Origin of the sequence: Kitasatospora sp. NPDC058406, from assembly GCF_042722765.1 — a bacterium.
Taxonomy (GTDB): Bacteria; Actinomycetota; Actinomycetes; order Streptomycetales; family Streptomycetaceae; genus Kitasatospora.
On record NZ_JBHXKE010000490.1, the window covers coordinates 1 to 1,815 of the forward strand.

General features: G+C 77.1%; 1 protein-coding gene. It reads right to left on the reverse strand.

The genetic code is table 11. The features are described 5' to 3' along the window. Window positions 1-1,806 (reverse strand): polyketide synthase dehydratase domain-containing protein (locus tag ACFWOG_RS40780; protein ID WP_380364800.1); only part of this gene is annotated, 1,806 nt, incomplete at its 3' end. Window positions 1,807-1,815 lie beyond the last annotated feature (9 nt).

Sequence of the window (1,815 nt, forward strand, 5' to 3'; positions counted from 1 at the left end):
CACCCCGTGCGACTCCACCAGACGCCGAGCCACCAACCCGCCCAACGTCCCCGTCCCACCCGTCACCAACACCGTCCCCGCCGGATCCAACACCCGGCCACCGCCCGCTCCGGCCTCGGCCGGCGCACCGGCCCGCGCCAGGCGCGGCACCACCGCGCGGCCGTCTCGCCACGCCACCTGGGGCTCGCCCGACGCCAGCGCGTCGGCGACCAGCGCGGCGGGCGCCGCCGAGCCGTCGGTGTCCACCAGGACGATGCGGCCCGCGTGTTCGAGCTGCGCGGTGCGCACCAGGCCCCACACGGCGGAGGCCGCCGGGTCGTCGGCCGCGTTCGCGGTCAGGACGGCGAGCGGACGGTCGGAGTCGCCGGCCAGGTGCTCCTGGATCCGGGTGAGCGCGGCCCCGACGAGCTCCCGGCCCGCCTGCGGCGCCGGCAGCCCGCTGGGAGCGGTCAGGTCGAGCACCTCCCCCGCCGCCGCCCCGGCCTCGGCGCGCGGCAGTTCGGCCGGCGTCCAGTCGAGGCGGTACAGGTGGTCGGCGGCCGGATCCTGGACGGCGGACAGCCGCTCGGGCGCCACCGGCCGCAGGACCAGCGCCCCGACGGCGCCGACCGGTCGGCCGACCGGGTCGGTGAGCGCGAAGGACACGCTGTCCGGGCCCTCCCGGCGGGCGTGCACCCGCAGGGCGGTGGCCCCCGACGCGAACAGGGCCACGTCGTTCCAGGCGAACGGCAGCAGGACCTCGCCCGGGCGGGCCACCGGGGCCGCGCCCAGGTTGGCGGACTGCAGCGCCGCGTCCAGCAGCGCCGGGTGCAGGCCGAACCGCCCGGCGGACTCGGTCAGTTCCTCCGGCAGGGCGACCTCGGCGAACACCTCCTCGCCCGAGCGCCAGGCGGCCCGCAGGCCCCGGAAGGCGTCACCGTACTCGTACCCGGCCTCCGCCAGGCGCTCGTAGAAGCCGTCCAGTGCGACCGGCTCCGCGCCGGCCGGCGGCCACGCCTCGTAGCCGAACTCCGGTGCGGCCTCGGCCGCCAGGAAGCCGGTGGCGTGCCGGGTCCAGGTGCCCTCGCCGTCCTCGTCACGCGAGTGCACGTGGACGGCCCTGCGGTCGTCGTCGGCGGCCGGATCGACCGTGACGCGGATCTGGACGCCACCGCGCTCGGGCAGGATCGCGGGGGCCTCCACGACGAGTTCCTCCAGGCGGCCGAGCCCGGTCTGCTCGCCGCCCCGCAGGGCGAGTTCGAGGAAGGCCGCACCGGGCAGCAGGATGTTCCCGGAGACGGCGTGGCCGGCCAGCCACGGGTGCGAGCGGGTCGACAGCCGGCCGGTGAACACCGCGCCCCCGTCGGGCAGTTCCACCAGGGTGCCGAGCAGCGGGTGCCCGGCCGCGGCGACGCCGAAGGCGGTCACGTCGCCGGTCCCGGCGACGGGCTCCAGCCAGAAGCGCTGGTGCTGGAAGGCGTACGTGGGGAGTTCGGAGGGCCGGAGCGTACCGGCGCCGGCGAACGCCGTCGACCAGTCCACCTCGACCCCGCGGACGTACAGCTCGGCGGCCGAGAGCAGGACGCGGTCCCACGCACCGTCCTCACGCCGCAGCGTCCCCGTGGCGACGGTCGGGGCCGGGACCGTCTCCTCCAGCGCCTCCGCGATGCTGTGGACGAGCACCGGGTGCGCGCTCACCTCGACGAAGGCCCGGAACCCCTCGGCGGCGAGCGTGTCCACCGCCTCGGCGAAGCGGACGGTCTGCCGCAGGTTGCGGTACCAGTACCCGCCGTCCAGCTCAGGACCCTCCAACCACCGGCCCTCCACCGTCGACAG